At 64.0% G+C, this 17972-nt stretch carries 19 protein-coding genes and 1 tRNA gene; 5 read left to right on the forward strand and 15 right to left on the reverse strand.

Translation table 11 applies throughout. The features are described from left to right. The first annotated feature begins 36 nt into the window (after positions 1-36). The gene (locus tag ABIA45_RS21430) at positions 37-1251 is read left to right on the forward strand and encodes an ABC transporter substrate-binding protein (RefSeq protein WP_036026621.1); all 1215 of its coding nucleotides are present in this window, start codon (positions 37-39) and stop codon (positions 1249-1251) included. A 68-nt stretch (positions 1252-1319) separates the two neighbouring features. On the opposite strand, the gene ABIA45_RS21435 is transcribed toward ABIA45_RS21430, so the two are convergent. Further along, positions 1320-2282, reverse strand: a complete 963-nt coding sequence (locus ABIA45_RS21435) for a TAXI family TRAP transporter solute-binding subunit (RefSeq protein WP_404653537.1) — start codon at positions 2280-2282, stop codon at positions 1320-1322. A gap of 107 nt (positions 2283-2389) precedes the next feature. Between ABIA45_RS21435 and ABIA45_RS21440 the strand changes: the two genes are divergently transcribed. Both ABIA45_RS21440 and ABIA45_RS21445 read left to right on the forward strand, forming a co-directional pair. Beyond that, complete coding sequence (locus tag ABIA45_RS21440; RefSeq protein ID WP_404653538.1) at positions 2390-3364, forward strand: Bug family tripartite tricarboxylate transporter substrate binding protein; 975 nt, start codon at positions 2390-2392, stop codon at positions 3362-3364. A 336-nt stretch (positions 3365-3700) separates the two neighbouring features. Further along, a tRNA-Ile gene (locus tag ABIA45_RS21445) sits at positions 3701-3776 on the forward strand. 177 nt (positions 3777-3953) lie between these two features. On the opposite strand, the gene ABIA45_RS21450 is transcribed toward ABIA45_RS21445, so the two are convergent. Genes ABIA45_RS21450 through ABIA45_RS21495 form a run of 10 tightly spaced genes read right to left on the reverse strand, consistent with a single transcriptional unit; the run spans position 3954 to position 13109 of the window. Beyond that, entirely contained in the window at positions 3954-5282 is a 1329-nt protein-coding gene (locus ABIA45_RS21450; RefSeq protein WP_404653539.1) for an amidase family protein, read from the reverse strand. Positions 5283-5303: 21 nt separating this feature from the next. Further along, complete coding sequence (locus tag ABIA45_RS21455) at positions 5304-5987, reverse strand: DUF2848 domain-containing protein (RefSeq protein ID WP_404653540.1); 684 nt, start codon at positions 5985-5987, stop codon at positions 5304-5306. Further along, on the reverse strand, positions 5971-6663 hold the full coding sequence (locus ABIA45_RS21460) for an ABC transporter ATP-binding protein (RefSeq protein WP_404543611.1): 693 nt from the start codon (positions 6661-6663) through the stop codon (positions 5971-5973). Before ABIA45_RS21460 ends, ABIA45_RS21455 begins: the two co-directional genes overlap by 17 nt. Next, positions 6663-7409 (reverse strand): ABC transporter ATP-binding protein, encoded by a 747-nt coding sequence (locus tag ABIA45_RS21465; protein ID WP_404543612.1) that lies wholly within the window; start codon positions 7407-7409, stop codon positions 6663-6665. The genes ABIA45_RS21460 and ABIA45_RS21465 overlap by 1 nt, the downstream gene beginning before the upstream one ends. After that, positions 7406-8329: a branched-chain amino acid ABC transporter permease gene (locus ABIA45_RS21470; protein ID WP_404653542.1), complete on the reverse strand. Its 924-nt coding sequence runs from the start codon at positions 8327-8329 to the stop codon at positions 7406-7408. The genes ABIA45_RS21465 and ABIA45_RS21470 overlap by 4 nt, the downstream gene beginning before the upstream one ends. Beyond that, positions 8329-9228 (reverse strand): branched-chain amino acid ABC transporter permease, encoded by a 900-nt coding sequence (locus ABIA45_RS21475; RefSeq protein WP_404543615.1) that lies wholly within the window; start codon positions 9226-9228, stop codon positions 8329-8331. The genes ABIA45_RS21470 and ABIA45_RS21475 overlap by 1 nt, the downstream gene beginning before the upstream one ends. A 33-nt stretch (positions 9229-9261) precedes the next feature. Further along, positions 9262-10650, reverse strand: coding sequence for an ABC transporter substrate-binding protein (locus tag ABIA45_RS21480; RefSeq protein ID WP_404543617.1), 1389 nt, complete (start codon positions 10648-10650; stop codon positions 9262-9264). Between the two features lie 52 nt (positions 10651-10702). Further along, positions 10703-11083, reverse strand: a complete 381-nt coding sequence (locus tag ABIA45_RS21485) for a cupin (RefSeq protein ID WP_404543619.1) — start codon at positions 11081-11083, stop codon at positions 10703-10705. Between the two features lie 17 nt (positions 11084-11100). Next, positions 11101-12570, reverse strand: a complete 1470-nt coding sequence (locus tag ABIA45_RS21490; RefSeq protein ID WP_404543621.1) for a 4-hydroxyphenylacetate 3-hydroxylase family protein — start codon at positions 12568-12570, stop codon at positions 11101-11103. Between the two features lie 20 nt (positions 12571-12590). After that, positions 12591-13109, reverse strand: a complete 519-nt coding sequence (locus tag ABIA45_RS21495) for a flavin reductase family protein (RefSeq protein ID WP_404543623.1) — start codon at positions 13107-13109, stop codon at positions 12591-12593. Between the two features lie 151 nt (positions 13110-13260). On the opposite strand from ABIA45_RS21495, the gene ABIA45_RS21500 reads away from it, so the two are divergent. Beyond that, entirely contained in the window at positions 13261-13866 is a 606-nt protein-coding gene (locus tag ABIA45_RS21500) for a MarR family winged helix-turn-helix transcriptional regulator (protein ID WP_404543625.1), read from the forward strand. A 37-nt stretch (positions 13867-13903) separates the two neighbouring features. On the opposite strand, the gene ABIA45_RS21505 is transcribed toward ABIA45_RS21500, so the two are convergent. The 4 genes from ABIA45_RS21505 to ABIA45_RS21520 form a co-directional block, all read right to left on the reverse strand. After that, positions 13904-14101: a hypothetical protein gene (locus ABIA45_RS21505; protein WP_404653543.1), complete on the reverse strand. Its 198-nt coding sequence runs from the start codon at positions 14099-14101 to the stop codon at positions 13904-13906. 112 nt (positions 14102-14213) lie between these two features. Beyond that, positions 14214-15023 carry an N-acyl homoserine lactonase family protein gene (locus tag ABIA45_RS21510; protein ID WP_275508207.1) on the reverse strand — a complete coding sequence of 270 codons (810 nt, stop codon included), beginning with the start codon at positions 15021-15023 and terminating at the stop codon, positions 14214-14216. A gap of 27 nt (positions 15024-15050) precedes the next feature. Then, a complete protein-coding gene (locus ABIA45_RS21515) occupies positions 15051-15437 on the reverse strand; it encodes a carboxymuconolactone decarboxylase family protein (RefSeq protein WP_157285224.1) in 387 nt (128 codons plus the stop codon). A gap of 28 nt (positions 15438-15465) precedes the next feature. After that, complete coding sequence (locus tag ABIA45_RS21520; protein WP_404653545.1) at positions 15466-17022, reverse strand: MmgE/PrpD family protein; 1557 nt, start codon at positions 17020-17022, stop codon at positions 15466-15468. Positions 17023-17062: 40 nt separating this feature from the next. On the opposite strand from ABIA45_RS21520, the gene ABIA45_RS21525 reads away from it, so the two are divergent. Continuing rightward, the gene (locus ABIA45_RS21525) at positions 17063-17956 is read left to right on the forward strand and encodes an NAD(P)-dependent oxidoreductase (protein ID WP_404653546.1); all 894 of its coding nucleotides are present in this window, start codon (positions 17063-17065) and stop codon (positions 17954-17956) included. Positions 17957-17972: the final 16 nt, after the last annotated feature.

Below are 17972 nucleotides of genomic sequence, written 5' to 3' on the forward strand. Positions count from 1 at the left end.
AACACCGGCCAATGAGCCGGATCAGGGAGGAGAAACGTGAACCCAATCAGATTTGGAGTGCCGGTCGCGGCCGCCTTGCTGGCGACCCTGCTGTCCGGCGCGGCGTCGGCGCAGGTTTCCGACGACGTCGTCAAGATCGGCGTGCTCACCGACATGAACGGCCCGGCCTCGGCGCCGACCGGCCAGGGCTCGGTGACCGCGGCGCAGATGGCGATCGACGATTTCGGCGGCAAGGTGCTCGGCAAGCCGATCAGCGTCGTGATCGGCGACCACCAGCTCAAGGCGGACATCGGCGCTTCGCTGGCGCGGCGCTGGTTCGACGTCGAGCAGGTCGATCTGATCGTGGACGTGCCCGTCTCGGCGGTCGGGCTCGCGGTGCAGACCATCGCCAACGAGAAGAAGCGGCTGTTCATCACCCACTCCACCGGCACCGCGGACTTCCACGGCAAGTTCTGCTCGCCTTACGCCATCCAATGGGTGTTCGACACCCGCGCGCTCGCGGTCGGCACTGCGGATGCGGTGGTCAAGCGCGGCGGCGACAGCTGGTTCTTCATCACCGACGATTACGCCTTCGGCCATTCGCTGGAGCGCGACGCTTCCGCCGTCGTCACCGCCAATGGCGGCAAGGTGCTGGGCTCGGTGCGGCCGCCGCTGGCAACACCCGATCTCTCCTCCTTCGTGCTGCAGGCGCAGGCCTCCAAGGCCAAGATCATCGGCATTGCCGCCGGTCCCCCCAACAACATGAACGAGATCAAGACCGGCGCCGAGTTCGGCGTGTTCAAGGGCGGCCAGCAGATGGCGGCGCTGCTGGCGCTGATCACCGACATCCACGGCATCGGCCTGCAGGCGGCGCAAGGCCTGCTGCTGACCACCTCGTTCTACTGGGACATGGACGACAAGACGCGCGAATGGTCGAAGCGCTATTTCGCCAAGATGAACCGGATGCCGTCGATGTGGCAGGCCGGCGTCTATTCCAGCGTGATGCACTATCTCAACGCCATCCAGGAGACCGGCAGCGACGATCCGCTGAAAGTGGCAGCCAAGATGCGCGAGAAGCCGATCGAGGATTTCTTCGCCCGCAACGGCAAGCTTCGCGAAGACAATCTGATGGTGCACGACCTCTGGCTGGTGCAGGTGAAGACGCCGGAGGAGAGCAAATATCCGTGGGACTATTACAAGATCCTCACGACGATTTCCGGCGACAAGGCGTTCGGCCCGCCGGACCCGGCCTGCCCGCTGGTGAAGAAGTGAGATTGGCGAGTGGCGAATAGGGAGTAGCGAATGGAAGCTTCCATTCGCTATTCGCAATTCGCCACTCGCTATCTCACCACCCCGATCTCGCGGAAATACTTCAGCACGCCCGGATGAATCAGCTCCGGCCTCGGCGCGGCCGCGACCGTGTTCGCGGCTTTGGTCTCGCAGGCCTGGGCGAGCTTCCTGCAGAACGTCGCTTCGATACCGTGCAGCGTCTTGGCGAGGCGGTAGGCGACGTCGTCAGGCAGATCCTCGCGCGTGAGGATGAAGCTCCAGGAACCGAGCGAGGGGATCGGCTCGGTCTGCTTCGGGTAGGAGCCGGCCGGCACGGTCAGCGGCTTGAGAAACGCATGCTTGGCGCGGATGCGCGCGATCTCGTCCGCGCTGGGCGCGATGAAGCGCGCGCCCGACGCGCTCGCGGCGACCGCGGCAAAGCCGGGCCAGCCGATGCCGGCGCCCCAGAGCGCTGCGACGCGGCCGTCCTCGACCATCGCGGGGCCGTCGCCGGCGCGGTCGAGATAAACAGCCTTGAAGTCCTCGTCCTGCTTCAGGCCGAGACCATCGAGCACATAGCGCGCCAGGATCGGCAGGCCGGAGCCCCTGGCACCGAACGCAACGGGCTGACCGACGAGATCGCGGATGGTCGTGTACGGGCTGTCGGCGCGCACCACGAACATGCCGGGGTTGGAATAGATCGCGGTGAGGATCTTCAGCGCTACCTTCGCACGGCCGATGCCGGCGAAGGCTTCATAGGCCGGCTCGCCCGCGACCAGCGCGAGATCGAGCTCACCCTTCTCTAGAAGCGGGATGTTCTCGCTGCTGCCCTTGGTGTTGCGCGGGACGATCGTGATTTGCGGATCGGCCGCGTTCATCAGCTCCGCGAAGGCGTTGCCATAGAGCGGGAAGCCGCCGCCGGATGTCGCGGTTCCCAGGCTGATCGTCGCGGTCGGAATGGCCGTGCCTCCGGTCTGGGCGGCGGCGGGGCTGGCGAGCAGCGCCGCACCGAGAAGGATCATCGCGAATCTCATGGTTGTCCCTGACGGGCCTGCGTCAACACCGACTTGCGGCGATGTAGGCAGCCGCCGGTTTTTATGAAAGCATGCCGCGCAACGACAATAGAACAATGGGAGGTGTCATGTTGCGAATTTTGCGTCACGGTGTTTTCGGACTCGCAGTCCTGTTGGGTCTTTTCAGCGCCACCCCTCCCGCCGCCGCAGCCTATCCCGATCGTCCCGTACACTGGCTGATCGGCTTTTCCCCCGGCGGCCCAGTCGACATCGTGGCGCGGATCATGGCGCAGTGGCTGTCGGAGCGGCTCGGCCAGCAATTCATCGTCGAGAACCGCACCGGCTCCGGCGGCAACATCGCCGCGGCCGCGGCGATCAACGCCCCGCCGGACGGCTACACGCTGCTGTTCGTCGCGCCCAACAACGCGATCTCGACCTCGCTCTACAAGAAGCTGCCGTTCGACTTTTTGCGCGACACCACCCCGGTCGCGAGCATCATGCAGCTCACCAACATGCTGGTCGTCTCCAACGCGTTTCCGCCGAAGTCGGTTCAGGAGTTCATCGACTATTGCAAGGCCAATCCCGGCAAGATCACCTATGCCTCCTCCGGCAACGGCACCTCGGTGCACATGTCGGCGGAGCTGTTCAAGGTGATGACGAAGTGCGACATGGTGCACGTGCCCTATCGCGGCTCGGCCGTCGCGTTCCCTGACATCATCTCCAACAAGGTGCAGCTGATCTTCGACAATTTGCCCTCGGCGATGGAGCAGGTGAAGGGCGGCAATGTCCGCGCGCTCGGCGTGACCTCGCCGCAGCGCTGGCCGAGCGTGCCCGACGTGCCCGCGATCGCCGAGACCGTGCCGGGCTTCGAATCGGTCGGCTTCTACGGCATCTCCGCGCCGAAGGGCACGCCGCCGGAAGTGATCGAGATCCTCAACAAGGCCGTCGGCGAAGCGCTGAAGGACCCGAAGCTAGTGGCAAAGCTCAAGGACGTCGGCGGCCTGCCCAAGCCGATGGCGCCCGCCGAGTTCGGCAAGCTGGTCGCGGACGAGACCGAGAAGTGGCGCAAGGTGGTCGAGTTCGCCGGGGTCTCGGTGGACTAGGCAGCGGCCGTGCCGCAGAGCGCAGCCGCACCATGTTCGAGGGGGCCAACAGGCCCCCTCAAACAAATTGCAAAAACAACCCCATGCACAGTAGACGAGGCCAGTGATTTCAATGGGTTACCGCCCACGTCGAAAAAACCTGCGAAAACGCGGTTTGCTTCGTCGGGCAAAACAGGTTTATACCGGCATCATCGCTAATTTCGGTTATTCGAAATTTATCAATGATGCCGTGCCGGCGTTCCCATCCACCAGCGCCAGCATTGCACCCCCGCCTCAGGCCCTGTAAACGAACCGCGCACCGTTGCCGGCCGCGCTACCTGCGGCCGCCTCGCGGCGGGGCCTGTAGCTCAATGGTTAGAGCCGGCCGCTCATAACGGTCTGGTTGCAGGTTCGAGTCCTGCCGGGCCCACCAGAAAAAATCAGCGGATTGCCAGATTTCCGTTGTCGTTCGTCAGTCCACCGCACCAGAAACGTCTCGTTTCTGTCCCCATGGACATACATTGGCAATCGGCAAGCTACAGCTTCACAGGCGGCCTCGCCACAGCTTCTCCGCGTGATCGTGGATTTGGCGGCCTTTCGCGCGAAAGGGCTATGCAGCATGCAAATGTCCTCGCAGCAGCGCTTCTACACTGGCTGCGATCTCCAGCAACCGCCGGTCGGCATTCCTGCGGCCAATCAACATCAAACCCACGGGAAGACCTTCGAGCGGCAACGGCAGCGAAATCGACGGGCAGTCGAGCAGGTTGGCGACGCGCGGATTGCGCAGGACGAGGCCATTGAGCTCATGGAATGCCGCATGCTCCGCGACGGACGCAAGAAGCGGCGCTCGGATGGGCGTCGTCGGCAGGACGAACGCCTCGTTGTTGCCGAAGGACTGTTCGAAGAATCGGATCGCATCCTGCCGCAGCCGCACCATGCGCACATAGTCCGTGGCGAGAATGCCAGCGCCAGCCTCAATGCGGACGCGCGTTCGAGGATCGACCCCATCCAGCACCGAGAGCCCCAAACTGCGCAGCGTCGCGCCGACCTCGATCGACGGGAAGGTGCCGATCTTGTCTATCTGGGCGACGTCATCGAGCGCAGCCTCAATGGATCCATCCCCGATCTGCAAGCCGCCTGATCGAAGCCGCTCCATGGCGTTCTCGAACGCGGCGAGCACCTCGGGTTCGCATCGATCGAACAAGCGCCCGCGGGCAACGACAAGGCGGAACGTGCCGGAGGATGCTGGCCGCAGCCGCGACGGCGCGACTTCACCTGAAAGCACCTGATCGGCCACGAAACAGTCCTCGACGTTCGCGGCGACCGGACCGATCGTGTCGAGACTCGACGACAGCGAGAACGCGCCGGCGGTCGGCACGAAACCGCTGGTCGGCTTGAATCCGACCGCACCCGACAGTGAGGCGGGGATTCGGATCGAACCGCCGGTATCGCTGCCGATGGCGATGTCCGCCATGCCGCCAATTGCGGACACGACAGCGCCCGCTGAGGAGCCTCCCGGAATGCGGGTGCGGTCCCGCGGATTGGCCGGCATCCCGTCGTGTGGGTTCGTACCCAACGCGGAGAAAGCGAACTCCGTCATCTGCGTCTTGCCGATGACGATGGCACCCGCAGCGCGCAACCGCTTGACGACCTCGGCATCTTCGACGGCCGGTGGCCGGCCGCGCAGGACAGCCGAGCCCGAGCTCGTGACGGTGCCGGCGACGTCGAACAGCGCTTTTATCGAAACGATGCGACCATCGAGCGGACCACGGAGCGCTCCGGCAGCGGCGCGACGATCCGCAGCTTCGGCCTCCCAGCGGGCGCTATCCGCAAACACGGCCGTGAAGACGTTGTTCGCTTCCGGCGAATGGATCCGCGCAAGTGCCGCCTCCAGCCGTGCGACGGCCGAAGGGTGCGATGGATCCTTAGTTGCTGTCATGACACGCGCCGGGCAGAAAGATCAGGAGACGACCGGCAGGACGTCGATGTCGTAGCCATGGATCAGGGACCGGTTCAGGACCGGGTCCTTCAGCTCCATCTCAAAACGCGTCCCCGGCCGAATGCCGCCGATCGCGCCCGGCGTTCCGCAGAACATCAGCGTGCCGGCTGGTAGTATGTCCGTGCCGGCGTAGCGACGAATCAGATCGCGCGGCGTTCGGAGCGAGGAGACCGGGCTGTCCTGGTAGAGCACCCGTTCCCGGTCGATCGTCGCCCACGAGCGAAGGACCAGTTCATCCCAATGCCCCGCGACATCTGCATAAGACCAGAGCTGTGAGCCGACCGGCTTGCCGCACAGCTGCTTCGAAAGGGCGATGCCGGACGCTTCGGCCTTGCGGTCGGTATGGTCGGAGCCGATGCCGACCCAGAGCCCATCAGCCATGGCGACAACGACAGGCTCGACCTCGCCGGAACTGTCGGGCCCAAGGACGGTCAGGCGGCTGTCCTGGGTCAATGTTTGCGCAGCGACACGATAGTAGAGCGGTGTGGTGGAGGGACGCGGAATGCCGAGCGCGGCGAGCTCCTCGACATGATGTTCGATCGCCGCCGCATCCCTGCCCGCCCAGCCCGCGATGACAAGGGACCCGATCTCGACGGCAATGCGGTCGGTCCGGTCATTGGCGAGGCGTTCAAATTGCAGCAACATGGAATTCCCTATCCTTGATCGATGTGGTCAGGATTTCGCCGCGCTCGATCTGCAGCGTCCTGTCTGCGATCCGGTCGAGCAGCGCAGGCGACGATTCCGTAATCAGCATGGCGAGTTCCGGCCGATGCTTGCGCAATTCGTCAAGCGTCCGCGCATAGTCGAGTGCGAGGGCCGGCGCCAGACCTTGAAACGGCTCGTCGAGCAGCAGAACCTTGCGTGCTACCGTCAGTGCGCGCCCCAGCGCGACCATCTTGCCCTGCCCTCCGGACACGCCGCCGGCCGGCCGGAACCGCATCACATGCAATTCGGGCAACAGCTGATAGATCTCGTCGAGCCTTCGCACGACCTCGGCACGGTCGAGCTTCAGCGCCAGGGCCGGGAGGCGGATGTTCTCCTCCACGCTCAGCTCCGGAATCAGACGGCGGTCCTCCGGCGCATAGCCAATCCCGGCGCGGGCGCGGGTGTGGGCAGGCCTGTTGCCGAGATCTTCGGCATCGAGCCGAACAGAGCCTTCGTCCATCGCGATGAGGCCCATGATTGCGCGCAGGGTCGTGGTTTTGCCGGCGCCGTTGCGCCCGATCAACACCGTCGACTTGCGCGCGATGATTTCGCAACTCACGGCGCGCAGCACGCGGACGCCCTCGATCGAGACGCTGACCTTGTCGAGCCTCAGCATCAGGCCACCCCTACGACTCGTTGGCGCACTTGCGCGTTGCTGAACACCTCGTCGGGCCGTCCCTCGGCCATGATGTTGCCGGCGTTCCACACCAGGACTCGGCTCGCGTAACGCGCGACCACGTCCATGTCGTGCTCCACGAACAACGCCGTGATGCGGCGCTGGCGCAGCGCCGCCATCAGTGCCTCCATCAGCGGGAAGCGTTCGAGGGCGCTCACCCCGCTGGTCGGCTCGTCGAGCAGCAGCAACCGAGGCTTCAGGGCCAGCGCAACCGCGATATCCAGCAGCTTGCGATGCCCTTCGGGAAGCGTGCTGCTGACCCGGTCGGCATCGTCGGCGAGCCCGACGAGGTCGAGCAAGGCCCTCGCCTCCTGGCGCCGGCTCGCGGTTTCGAGCGGCTGCACCGCGCTCCACAGACCATCGGTTGCCGCCAGCGCCAGCATCATGTTGTCGATCACACGCTGTGCGGAGAAGAGTTGCGGGATCTGGAATGAGCGGGCGACACCACGGCGCGCGATGGCGCGCGGCGACAGATGGGTGATGTCGTCGCCGTCGAGCAGCACGCTGCCCGACCTCGGGCGGATGTAGCCCGTGCAGATGTTGAGCAGCGTCGTCTTGCCAGACCCGTTCGGACCGATGATCGCGAGGAACTCGCCGTCATGGATCGCGATGCTGACATCGTCGGCGGCCTTGACGCCGTTGAATGCGACGTGGAGGCCTTTTGCTTCCAGGATGGGAGGCGTCATAGGCTCGTCGCCTCCTTGCGCGCGAACAATCCATAGACCCCTTGCGGCATGAACATGATCACGATGATCAGTGTCATGCCCACGATCAAATTCCAGGAATCGGTAACAGTGACCGCGGCGCTGTGCAGCAGTTCCAGGAACAGGGCACCGATGAACGCGCCCGGCACGCCACCGATGCCGCCGAGCACGGCGATCAGCACGAGGTGGCCGGATGCGGTCCAGAACGCGAAATCCGGGACCACGCGACCGATCGCAAAGCTGGCGATCGCACCGCCAAGCCCGGCGAGCGCCGCCGAGACGACATAGGCGATCAGCAGGATCGCCCAGACCGGGATGCCGAGATATTCGAGCCGGATCTCGTTGGTATGGACGGCCGAGAGCGCGTGACCGAGCGGGCTGTTCAGGTAGCGCTGCACGGCCAGGCCGACGAGCACCATCAGCCCGAGACTGAGATAGAACAGCACGCTCTTGAAGGCCGGCTCGCCAAGCACGACGCCGAACGCGGCCGGAACCGGCACCGGCATGCCGTCGGTCCCGCCGGTGACACCATAGAGCTTGGCGCAGAGCGCGTAGAACACCATGGCGACCGCAAGATTCAACATCGCGAAGAAGATCGCGCGATAGCGGACGAGAAACGATCCGGCGATGGCGCCGATGAGCGCCCCGCCCAGCACCGAGAGGATCAGCAGCAGCCCAAGATCGTTGACCCCGGCACGCGCCAGGAACGCGACTGCATAGGCACTCGCGGCAAAGAACATCGCATGGCCGATCGAGATCAGCCCGGCGCGGAGCAGCACGGCGACACCGAGCGCCGCAAAGCCCTTGGCGATCGCAAGCGTCAGGACGAATTGAAGCCAGGGCGCGGCCACGGGCAAAAGCGCAATGACGACGACCGCCGCAGCGGCAATGATCGTTGGCATCATATCCTCCGCGCCGTCACTGATCCGAACAGGCCATAGGGGCGGATCAGAAGAACGACAAGCATGGCCGCATAGGGCGCGACAGCATCCAGCGACGGCACCAGATAGATCGCGAGCACGCGCGCCAGCCCGACGATCAGCGAAGCCAAGGCGGCTCCCTCGATCTGCCCGAGACCGCCAATCGCAGCGACCGCAAAGGCGAGCACCATGGTGTCGGCGCCGAGACCTGGCGCGATCCCTGACGTCGGCGTTGCCAGCGCGCCGCCCAATGCGGCGAGGAATACGCCAAGCGAAAACGCCAGGATGAAGATCCGGTTGGTGTCGATGCCGATCGACTGCGCCATCTCGCGGTCGGTGACGACAGCCGTGATCAGACGCCCCAGCCGGGTGTGATTGATCAGGAGCCGCAGGCCGATGACGACGAGGAGCGCCATGGCGATCAGGAGGATCTGGTAGTTGAGATAGACGACGCCACCGATGCTTGTGGTGCCGAGCAATCGCATCGGCGCGTCCTCATAGAAGGACTGGACGCCGAAGATCACGCGCTGAAGGTCCTCCAGGATGAGGAACAGTCCGAACGTGATCAGGATCTGCACGGCTTCCGATTTGCCATAGGTCCAGCGAACCAAGCCGCGTTCGATCAGCGGACCGAATATCGCCGCCACGCACACAGCGCTGAACAGGAGCGCCAGGAACGACAAATACGGGTTGAGCTGCCGGCTCGCGATGAACAGGCAGATCGAGGCCGCGACATAGCCACCAATCGAATACAGGCTGCCATGGGCGACGTTGAGGACGCGCAGCACGCTGAACACCAGCGTCAGGCCGACCGCCGCGAAGAAGATCAACGCGGCGTTCGCCAGACTGTCCAGCAGCAGGGGGATTATTGCATTCAACATCGGCCTACGCCCTCACGTGAACATCATCCCGGTCTATTTGTAACTGCCGGGCTTCGGCAGGCTCTTTGCGAATTCGGGCTTGAGCGTCGCAATCCAGGCGAGCGGATCCTGGCCGGCCTGCGGCATCAGGCTGTCGCCCTTGTAGCGGGCCATGTCGCCGATGACGGGAAACTGCTGCGCCGGGGTCTTGGCTGTGACGCCGACGATCTGGTCGACGAGGCCGTCATTGTCGGCGCGCGTCTGCGCCATGCCGGTCAAGGTCTCGACCTTGCTGCCCTTCATGGCGGCGGCGAGCTCGGCACGCGTCGGCCATTTGCCGCCGTTCTTCTGCATCGCCGCATCGTAGGCTCCCTTCACGTAGATCAGCGCGTTGGCCATCTTGATCGACGGGAACACCGGATACTCGCCGAAGCGCGCCTTGTAGGCCTCGGCAAACTTCACCGTCTCCGGCTTCTTCTTGGCGTCCGGCGACATCCACCAGCCATCACCGAGAACACCGACGATCACGCCGTCCGGCAACGGCACGCGTTGCAGCACGGTCTCGCCGAGCGCCAGGATGACCTGACTGGAGGTGAAGATTCCACGCGGCGCGGCCTGGCGAACGAAGTTCTCGAGGTCGGCCCCCCAAAGATTTGAGAAGACCACGTCCGGGCGCGCCGTCGCAAGGCGCGAGATTTCGGTCTGGTAGTTCGGCGAGCCGAGTTTCGGATAGAGCTCGGCGACGATCTCGACGTCAGGCTTCAGGGCCTTCAACGCCGCGGTGAAGATCTTTGCCGCATCATGGCCGAACGCGTAGTCCGGGTTGATGATCGCCACCGTCTTCACGTCGGGCTTGCGGTCCAGCAGGTAGATCGCGTAGGCGATGAATTCGGGCACGGTATTGCCGTTGGGCCGGAACAGAAATTTGCTCTTGCCGTCCATCAGCAGCTGATGGGTATCGCAGTTCCAGCCGACAGTGGGGACCTCGAGCTGTTCGGCGAGCGGCGCCAGCGCCAGGCAGTTCGCGCTCGACAGGGCGGCGACCATGACCTGGTTCTTCGCGTCTCCGGCGAGCCGCCGATACTCTGCGATCACGCCTTGCGCGCCCTGCGCCTCGTCGACGTAGGTCGCACTGACCGGCACGCCACCGATGCCGCCCTTTGCATTGATCTCATCGATCATGAGGTCGGCCGCGTTCTTGCCCGGCATGCCGTAGGCTGCGGCAGGACCCGATGTGAACGTGAAAATACCCAGCCCCAACGCGCCCGGCTTCTCCTGCGCAGCGGCCGGCGTGGCGGCGACGACACCGAGCGCGAGCGCCCCGGCAAGTCCGTCCACCACCCATCGGACCTTGCCTTGGGGCACACCGCGATCCAGCCTGAAGAGCCGTTCAAGTGACGACAGGCAACGCGCAACTACGATAGAGATACCTTTGGACGTCATGACTTCTCTTCCCCCTGTGCTGGTCGAATGATGTTCGCGGCAGCGATCCGGATCACACCGGATCGAAATAGTGCATCTCGAGAAGCAGACAGCCGTTCACGGACTTGAACGGGCCATGCGGCGCGTGCGGTGGGCGGCAGGCATAGGTGTTCGGCGGGAAGCTCTTGCCGCCCTCGCCGTCCGCATCGTTACCGACGATCAAATCACCCGAAACCAGATAAACCTCCTCCCAATATTCGTGGGAGAACGGCGCCGTGGTGTAGACCCCTGGCGCGAAGCGCAGCAGCCGCGTCCGTGTCCCGCGCCGGTTCTCCTCGTCCAATCCGCCCGCGATGATCTTCTGCTGGATGCCGGCCGGATAGCCTGCCGGCACTTCCCAGCCGGTGGTCATGTCGAGCGTGTGAAATTCGTCGTGCTTCTTGTTGACGGGCATGCATTGTCTCCTTCGGATCAGGCGGCTTTGCTGGCCGCCGAGACGCCGTTGAGGTCGTAGGAATCGAGCATGGACTGCACCAGACGGTCGGCGCCGGCCCAGTCGTAGGTGCGATAGGAATGCCCCTTGGTGACGAAGGTCGCGCCGGCGTAAAACATCTCGTATTGCTGATGGCGCGAGCCGAACTCCGAGCCGACAGCATCCCAAGCGAGCTTGTAGAATTTCACCCGGTCATGCGAATTGGCCTTGGGCGACTGCTGGGTCTTGCCGATCAGGGCCGCGATCTCGGGATTGTCGAAGTCCGCGACCGACGAAGGCAGCATGATCATGCCGCCGCCGGCGAGCTCGCGAAGCGTATTGATGACGTGCGCGTAGAGCTGCTGTGTCAGCACCTGCGCGGAGTAGAGGGTGTGCCGGTCCGGGATGAAATAGGGACCGACCTGCGTGCCCTTGGCTTCCATCGCGGCCACCAGCGCGTCGACCATGCCGGTCTCGGCCGCGAGCTGGCCGAGCATTTCGCGCACCTGCGGGAACTGGGTGACGCCGTTCATGTCGGCGGTCCGATGCCCAAGGCCGGTCAGGAATTTGAGCTTGACGCTCAAGCGCACCATCGCCTGGTAGTTCTGATAGACGTGGCACGGCGTGCCGTGAAACTGCTTCTGGCACATTTCGACGTTGCCTTCGATGAAGACGCGGTCCCACGGCACTTTCACGTCGTCGAAGTAGAGAACCGCGTCGTTCTCGTCGAAGCGGCTGGACAAGGGATTGTCGAACACTGCGCCAGCGGCATCCTCGTAGGACTTGCGCGACAGCATCTTGAGGCCCTTCGTGTTCATCGGAATCGCGAAGGACATCGCATAACGCTCCTCGCCCGGACGCATCGGCTGGATGGTGGTGACGAAGACCTCATCGGCGACCACGCCGCCGGTGGCGAGCATCTTGGCGCCGCGGATGGTGATGCCTTCCGCGTCGCGGTCGACGACTCCCGCGGTGAGGAACGGATCCGCCTGTTCGGCTGCGCCTTTCGAGCGGTCCGCCTGGGGATTGATGATGACGTAGGTGAGATAGAGATCCTTGTCGCGGACGTAGCGATAGTAGCTCTCGAGCGCGCCGGCGCGGGCAGGATCATACGCCTTGAAGACGTCGAGCCCCATGTAGAGCCCGGAAATGCACGACGCCACGTGGTCCGGCGCGCGGCCCATGAAGCCGGCATGCAGCGAGGCCCACGCCTCGAGCGCCTTTCGCCGCATCACGAGCTCGGCATAGGAGGTCGGAAGTTGCCAGATGCGGTTGGCGCGACCTGCGCCCGTGTCGAAGGTCATCAGCTCCGTGTTCTCAGACGCGCTCGCGAAGTCGAACATGCCCGCCATGGAGCTGGCGAGGTTGCGGAAGGCATGGTGCGTCGTGACATCGCCGACCGAGGCGCCGTTGATGTAGATGGTCCGGCCGTCCTTCAGGCCTGACAAATATTCCTTTGCGCTACGCATCGCAGGTCTCCGGTTCAAAGCTAGTAGTGGATGGGAAGCGGCCAGGTCGGCTCGCGCTCGGTCTCATCGACGAGATCGCGGTATCGGCCGCGAAAGAAGATCAGGGGAGCAGCGGCCTCGGCGCGGCTCGCGTGCCTGATGACGCGGACGACAAAGATGACGTGATCGCCACCCTCGTAAATCGCATAGGGCGTGCATTCAAAATGCGCCATCGCGCCCGAGATCAGCGGCGCCTCGGCATGGCCGACCGACGTTCTCACCTGGTCCCATTTGTCGGAGAGAGCGCGCGCGAACTGATTGGAGATCTGCTCCTGATCGCGCGCGAGAATGTTGACGGCGAAGCCCTTGGCTTCGAGCATTGCCGGCAGGCTGCGCGCCTTGCGGTCGACACTGAAGAGAACGAGCGGCGGATCGAGCGAAACGGAGTTGAACGAGCTCATGGTCATACCGATGAGCTCTTCCCCCTTGCCGCGCGCCGTCACCACCGCAACGCCGGTGGCGAATTCGCCCAGGGCACGCCTGAATGCACGGTCCTCCATCGGACTCCGCCTCGCTTCCCACTGCGAATTATAATTCTCAAGTAGCTTTTTCGCCAAGCTATCTGGAAATGTCAAGCCTACTTGCTGGGCGGGCGCATGCGTGCTTCTTAAGCAAGCCGCAACGCCATGATTTGGTGAGGAGATTGACCGCGTGACCGATGCGCTTTTGACGGCGTCTAAACCTGAGCTGCTCGACAAGGAGGGAGACCGCACGCTTCGCGGCCTGCTCTACGACTATTTCGCGTTCGGACGCAGCCTCGAAGCCTGCCGTGAAATATTCGCGGGCTTTGTCGACCTGTCGCCTACCCAGTATCTGATCTTGATCGCGATCAAGAATTCGACTGCGGAAGAACCGATGGGCGTGAACCAGGTCGCCGAACGGCTGTACCTGAGCGGCGCCTTCGTCACCAACGAGATCAACAAACTGGTGTCCGATCGCTTCCTCGAGAAAACCCCCCATCCCGAGGACGGACGTCGGGTGCAACTTGCTCTCACCCAGCGTGGAATGAGCTTGTTGATCCGCCTTGCCGCCTTGCAGCGACCGGTCAACGACGCACTGTTTGGAATGCTGACGCGTGAGGAATTCAAAATGCTGGGCCAGCTGCTGTCCCGGCTCGCATCAAACGCTGATAGCGCGTTGAAGCTGGCCGTACATATGCAGGCTACGCTCAAGTCGCAGGAGGAACAGCCGGCCTCCACAGCGCCTCCGCCGGAGTCCCGCAAGAAGCGGCGCGCAACGCGCAGCAGCGGTCGATAGCGGCAATTGGAGGTTGGCGTTTTGACCAGCCCTCGGCTCAATCTACGAGTCCACGAAGTGGGCCGGGATCATCAAGAAGATCGGCATCGAGCCCGATGTAGCGATGCTTGGCGAAGGCCTTTCGTTCCAATCCGCTTGGCGCCTCCAACCTGACCGCATCATGATCTAGATGCTGCGCGGTTGCGTTCCTCTGCATGCCGGCCTCGCAATACGCGACCGGCACCGTCGTCGCCATCGATGGCGGCTTTCTTGCAGGATAGTCAGCCGTCTCCGATCGGCCGCAGATCGTGCCAGAGTTGAAGATGCGGAAGCTCGACAAGGAAGCGGTGCGTGGTCCTCTCGCCGCCCTAGGAGTGAGCAGGCCCGGACGGCGCCACATCCAAGCGGACCGCGATCCCGTCCAGATCCGGAGTCGGCGCTGGATAATGCATCATGACGAGCGGATCGTGACCTGGAACGATGTGGTCCGCATCCGGCGCTGCGGCGCGCAGTTTGTCGAACCCCACCAGCATGTCGCCGACATGAAACGCCGTCGTAAAGGGACGCTCGCTGGTCAGGTTTTCGTAGAAATGACTGACGTCGGAAGCGAGCACGACCGGACCGCGGCGCGTGTTGGCCCGGACGAATTGAAGCCCGGCGGAATGTCCCCCCGCCGCATGGACCGTCAGCCCCGGAGCGATCTCGGCGTCGCCATCGTAGAACAGAACGCGGCGCGCATAGTTCAGCCGCACGATGCCGCAGACATCCTCGACCTCGAAGGAATGCGACAGCCTCGGATATTGCATGTAGCGGCCGGTGGCGTAGGCAAGCTCGCGCTCCTGGAGATGAAATCGCGCGTTCGGAAAGCGGTCGAAATTGCCGGCATGGTCGTAGTGCAGATGCGTGAGGATCACATCCCTGACGTCGGCTGCGTCGATGTCGAAGGCGCGAAGCGTTTCAACCGGACAGCGCAGGAACGCCCGCTTGCGCTGCTTCGCGATCGCGGCGTTGAAGCCGGTGTCAATGACGAAGACGCGTCCGCCACCCCTCGCCAGCCACATGAAATAATCCATCGGCATCGGCCCGTCGTGCGGGTCACCGCCGATGAAGTGCTCGCTCCGCCGTGCATCCCGCGTCGCGTAGCGGATGGCAAAGAGCTCGTATTCCGGCTCGCTCATGACTTCCACCAACCAAATGGGGCGCGTTCAGGACTCCGCGTCAACTTCCTTGAAGGCCTCGCGTGCGTTGCGGAAAGCGTCGATGCCGGCGGGCACGCCGCAATAGACGGCGACCTGGAGCAGGATCTCCTTGATCTCCTCCTTGGTCAGCCCGTTCTTCAACGCGCCCTTCACGTGCAGCTTCAGCTCGTGCGGCCGGTTCAGTGCGCCGAGCATCGCCAAATTGACGATCGAGCGCGTGCGACGGTCGACGCCGGGCCGCGTCCACAGCGCGCCCCAGCAGAATTCGGTGGACCATTCCGCCATCGTGCGCGTGAACTCGTCGGCACCGGCGATCGATTTGTTGACGTAGTCCTCGCCGAGCACCTCCTTGCGGACTTTGAGGCCCTTTTCGAACAGTTCGGTCTTGGTCATGATCGTCCCTTTCAGGTCTTGCGAGAGTCTAGTTGGAAGTTGTTCGGCGCTTCGCCGAGGGCGGCCGCAACGATCGCAGCAGTTCGGCGACGTCAGCCACCGCATATAGACGCCAGACGGCGTCGATGACACCGTCCGCGTCCCAATTGCTCTGGCCCGTTCGCACGCTTTCGCGCAGCTTGGCCTCGAGATCGCGATCTCCAAGCGGCGCTGCCCGGCTGCCGCGCGGCGAGATGACGGTCTCGGTGAAAACCTCGCCGGACGACAGGCGCACGGTCACGCGTGCCGCACCATCCGGCATCCCGTCATCCCACTCCGCTGTCACCTTCTGTCGCAGCTGCACAATATCGGGCCGGATGACCGTCTCGCGTGCAAACTCGGCGACGCCGGCTCTGCCGGGCAGCAATCCGCACGCCACGCAATGATGGATGCTGACGCGCGCATCGCGCTCGTTGTTGACGGGGCGGTCGCCGCGCGCAAGCAGCAGCGTCGAGCCTTGAACGGTCACGGTGTCGATCTGGTCGAATCGCCGACCGATCTGCTCTCGCAACTGAAGGCAGGCATCGATGACCGCATGAAAAACGATGCCGGCGGGATAGGGCTTGTAGGTGTTCTTGGCGATCTCCCAGGTCTTGCCGAGACCATCAAGCAAGCGGGCAATATCCAGCTCGTCACCCATCGTGCGTGCCCAACCGAGCGGGCCTTCAATGGCCTGGGGGGCCGCCTCATAACCCTGCTCTGCAAGCAGCGCCGCAAACAAACCGTTGCGCGCCGCGTTACCGACGCTGACATTCTTCGCGGCACTGGGCAGATTCTCGACATTGCCTGCCGACTGGCTCGCCGCGAGCCCGATGGCATTCGCAATGCCCTCCGCCGGCAGGCCCAATAGTTTGGCGCAAGCCGCCGCGGCGCCAAAGATCCCGCATGTCGAAGTGATGTGCCAGCCGCGCGCATAATGGCGCGGCGAAACGGCGGCGCCGATGCGGCATTCGACGTCCACACCGAGGATGAACGCCGTCAACAACTCGCGTCCAGACAGTTTATGCGTCTCCGCGAGTGCGAGGACTGGAGCTGCGACCGGTGCCGCCGGATGAATGATCGTCTCGGGATGGGTGTCATCGAAATCGAGCAGATTGGCCGAGATGGCGTTGAGAAACGATGCGCACATCGCGTCCATCGGCTGCGAATGACCGATGACCGTCGCGGTCGCGGCGCCGCTGAACGGCGACAGGGTTCGCATCGCCGCCATCACCACCGGATCGCGTGCGGAGCCGAGTGCCGTGGCGAAGAAATTCAGTATCGAGCGTCGCGCCTCGCCGCTCTGCGCCTCCACGTCCGCCCACGACGTCGCCGCGACGAAATCGGCGAGCGTCCTGCTCACGCTGGGAATTGGGTCTTGCGGCACGCGGGGCGTCTTCCTCGTTTTTCGGACCTTATGCCGATCCGCGGCAAACTGTCGACCCCAAATGTTATGCTTGACAGCTTGTCTGACAATCATAACAATCCGAACGCTGGCGCGGGGTCCCGCCGCCACGATGACGGCGGCCGTCCGGAACGGCCGGCGAACAGACAATGACAAGATCAAGACGCCGCACCCTGCTGGGGCGCGCTACAGGGAGTGAACTATGGCGGGAGAGACGCTCGGTGTGATCGGAACCGGCCGCATGGGCGGCCCCATGGCGGGGCGGTTGATGGACGCGGGCTATTCGCTCGTCGTCTACGACACGCAGACCGACGCGACGCAGCCGCTGGTCAAGCGCGGCGCCTTGGTCGGCAAGTCGCCGGCCGACGTCTCCTCGCGCGCCGACATCGTGCTCGCCAGTCTGCCGACGCCCGACATCGTCAAGGCCGTCACTCTCGGCGAGGACGGCATCAGCAGCGGCAACCGCGCCAAGATCGTCGTTGATCTCTCGACCTCTGGTCCCGGCGCGGCGAAGCTCGTTGCGGAAGGGCTGAAAGCCAAAGGCATGACGCTGGTCGATGCGCCCGTCAGCGGCGGCATCAAGGGCGCCGTGAACGGCACGCTCGCCGTTATGGTATCGTGCCCGCAAGCGACTTACGACATCGTGCAGCCGATCCTGAAGAATTTCGGCAAGCTGTTCTACACCGGCGACAAGCCCGGCGTGGCGCAGACCGCCAAGCTCGCCAACAATCTGATGGCGGCGGCGGCGCTGGTGATCACGTCGGAAGCGGTCGCCATGGGCGTCAAGGGCGGCGTCAACGCCAAGGTGCTGATCGATATCATCAACGCCAGCAGCGGCCGCAACAGCGCCTCCGAAGACAAATTTCCCCGTTCGGTGCTGCCGGGCACGTTCGATTTCGGATTCACCACCGGCCTTTCCTACAAGGACGTCCGTCTCTGCGTGGACGAGGCCGAGGCCATGGGCGTGCCGATGGTCTGCGGCGCAGTGGTACGGCAGATGCTGGCGATCACCAACGCCAAATACGGCCCGTCATCCGATTTCACCTCGATCGCCAAGGTGCTCGAAGAGTGGGCCGGAGTCGAGATGCGCGGCTGAGCGCAAGAACCTTTGG

It is taken from the genome of Bradyrhizobium sp. USDA 336 (assembly GCF_044908355.1).
Lineage (GTDB): Bacteria > Pseudomonadota > Alphaproteobacteria > Rhizobiales > Xanthobacteraceae > Bradyrhizobium > Bradyrhizobium yuanmingense.

What these genes read in the sequence shown, in the direction of transcription:
- ABIA45_RS21490 (WP_404543621.1), bottom strand. Translation starts at nt 12,570, where the DNA reads ATGCGTAGCGCAAAGGAATATTTGTCAGGCCTGAAGGACGGCCGGACC.
- ABIA45_RS21480 (WP_404543617.1), bottom strand. Translation starts at nt 10,650, where the DNA reads ATGACGTCCAAAGGTATCTCTATCGTAGTTGCGCGTTGCCTGTCGTCA.
- ABIA45_RS21515 (WP_157285224.1), bottom strand. Translation starts at nt 15,437, where the DNA reads ATGACCAAGACCGAACTGTTCGAAAAGGGCCTCAAAGTCCGCAAGGAG.
- ABIA45_RS21460 (WP_404543611.1), bottom strand. Translation starts at nt 6,663, where the DNA reads ATGCTGAGGCTCGACAAGGTCAGCGTCTCGATCGAGGGCGTCCGCGTG.
- ABIA45_RS21495 (WP_404543623.1), bottom strand. Translation starts at nt 13,109, where the DNA reads ATGGAGGACCGTGCATTCAGGCGTGCCCTGGGCGAATTCGCCACCGGC.
- ABIA45_RS21465 (WP_404543612.1), bottom strand. Translation starts at nt 7,409, where the DNA reads ATGACGCCTCCCATCCTGGAAGCAAAAGGCCTCCACGTCGCATTCAAC.
- ABIA45_RS21450 (WP_404653539.1), bottom strand. Translation starts at nt 5,282, where the DNA reads ATGACAGCAACTAAGGATCCATCGCACCCTTCGGCCGTCGCACGGCTG.
- ABIA45_RS21435 (WP_404653537.1), bottom strand. Translation starts at nt 2,282, where the DNA reads ATGAGATTCGCGATGATCCTTCTCGGTGCGGCGCTGCTCGCCAGCCCC.
- ABIA45_RS21475 (WP_404543615.1), bottom strand. Translation starts at nt 9,228, where the DNA reads ATGTTGAATGCAATAATCCCCCTGCTGCTGGACAGTCTGGCGAACGCC.
- ABIA45_RS21470 (WP_404653542.1), bottom strand. Translation starts at nt 8,329, where the DNA reads ATGCCAACGATCATTGCCGCTGCGGCGGTCGTCGTCATTGCGCTTTTG.
- ABIA45_RS21510 (WP_275508207.1), bottom strand. Translation starts at nt 15,023, where the DNA reads ATGAGCGAGCCGGAATACGAGCTCTTTGCCATCCGCTACGCGACGCGG.
- ABIA45_RS21485 (WP_404543619.1), bottom strand. Translation starts at nt 11,083, where the DNA reads ATGCCCGTCAACAAGAAGCACGACGAATTTCACACGCTCGACATGACC.
- ABIA45_RS21440 (WP_404653538.1), top strand. Translation starts at nt 2,390, where the DNA reads ATGTTGCGAATTTTGCGTCACGGTGTTTTCGGACTCGCAGTCCTGTTG.
- ABIA45_RS21525 (WP_404653546.1), top strand. Translation starts at nt 17,063, where the DNA reads ATGGCGGGAGAGACGCTCGGTGTGATCGGAACCGGCCGCATGGGCGGC.
- ABIA45_RS21455 (WP_404653540.1), bottom strand. Translation starts at nt 5,987, where the DNA reads ATGTTGCTGCAATTTGAACGCCTCGCCAATGACCGGACCGACCGCATT.
- ABIA45_RS21505 (WP_404653543.1), bottom strand. Translation starts at nt 14,101, where the DNA reads ATGGCGACGACGGTGCCGGTCGCGTATTGCGAGGCCGGCATGCAGAGG.